Source organism: Pseudomonas sp. PAMC 29040, assembly GCF_003994535.1.
Lineage (GTDB): Bacteria > Pseudomonadota > Gammaproteobacteria > Pseudomonadales > Pseudomonadaceae > Aquipseudomonas > Aquipseudomonas paraversuta.
Map to the genome: position 1 here is coordinate 1 of NZ_RZAA01000028.1, position 1,310 is coordinate 1,310.

The following is a 1,310-nucleotide window of genomic DNA, read 5'->3' on the forward strand; positions in this document are numbered from 1 at the left end:
TGTCCCGTCCTGAATAAGGTTTACACCTTCTGATCTATTTTCAGGAGGGCGTAATGGAGACAAGTAAAAGGCGTAGTCAGCGAGACTACACGCTGACCTTTAAATTGTCGGTCGTCGACCAAGTCGAAAAAGGTGAGCTGAGCTATAAAGAGGCTCAGGAGCGCTACGGGATCCAAGGCAAAACGACCGTTCTGACGTGGTTACGCAAGCATGGTCGGCAAGATTGGAGCCCCGGCACATACATTGGCTCGCCGAGGATGGGGTCTATGCCCGACAAAAACCGACCACTAACGCCAGAGCAACGCATCAAAGAGCTTGAACAACAGTTGGCGCTGTCCAATCAGAAAGCCCAGTTTTTCGAGGCGGTCGTGGATGTCTTGAAAAATGACTACGGTCTCTCTGTGGTAAAAAAGCGTCCCGGCAAGTCCTCGCGCAAAAACGAATCCAAAACCTGAGCATCAGCAGGGCTTGCCAGTTCATGGGGATAAGCCGACAGGCTTACTACAAACGCAATCGCGCCGATGCAACTCGCCTGGTTCTGGATCAGAAAGTTGCCGACTTCGTTCAGCAAAAACGTCAGCGTCAGCCGCGTCTGGGTACCCGAAAGCTGCACCACTTGTTGCATTGCCAGCCTCAACTTGAGCTGCAAGTGGGGCGAGATCGGCTGTTTTCGATCCTGCGCGAAAGGCGTTTACTGGTGGCCCGCAAGCGGGCGTATCACAAGACGACCGACAGCCATCATCGCTTTCGGCGCCATCCGAACCTACTCAAACCGGGTCCGGATCAGGTTGTTCCAACCGGCCCGGAACAAGTCTGGGTTGCTGACATCACCTATCTGCCCACTCGGGAGGGTGTGGCCTATCTGAGCCTTGTGACGGATGCTTTTTCGCGAAAGATCGTGGGTTACCACGTCCATGAAAGTCTACACACCGAGTCGGTAGTGCAAGCGTTGCGTCGAGCCGTGAGTCAGCGTCAAACCACGCAGCCGCTGATTCATCACTCGGACAGAGGCAGCCAGTATTGCTCGGGAATGTACCAAGAACTGCACGCGAAACACGGCATCCGATGTTCGATGACGGACGGCTATGACTGCTACCAAAATGCTTTGGCAGAGCGGGTCAACGGGATCTTGAAAACAGAGCTTCTGCTTGAGCGCCCACACGACTTAACGCAGGCGAAGAAGATGGTGAGTGAGTCGATATCGATTTACAACAGCGAGCGTCCGCACCAGTCTTTGAAATACAAAACGCCCGATGCAATGCATCGGGCGTTGGGGTGAAACAGGTGTAAACCTATTTCAGGACTAGACA

The 1,310-nt window shown here is 53.7% G+C and carries 1 protein-coding gene; it reads left to right on the top strand.

Annotated elements, in window-relative coordinates; all coding sequences use genetic code 11:
• Positions 1-53: 53 nt before the first annotated feature.
• A protein-coding gene (locus tag WG29040_RS24255; protein ID WP_127197095.1) for an IS3 family transposase occupies positions 54-1,279 on the top strand; the annotation gives its coding sequence in 2 pieces (ribosomal slippage) (positions 54-417 and positions 417-1,279; 1,227 coding nt in all).
• Positions 1,280-1,310: the final 31 nt, after the last annotated feature.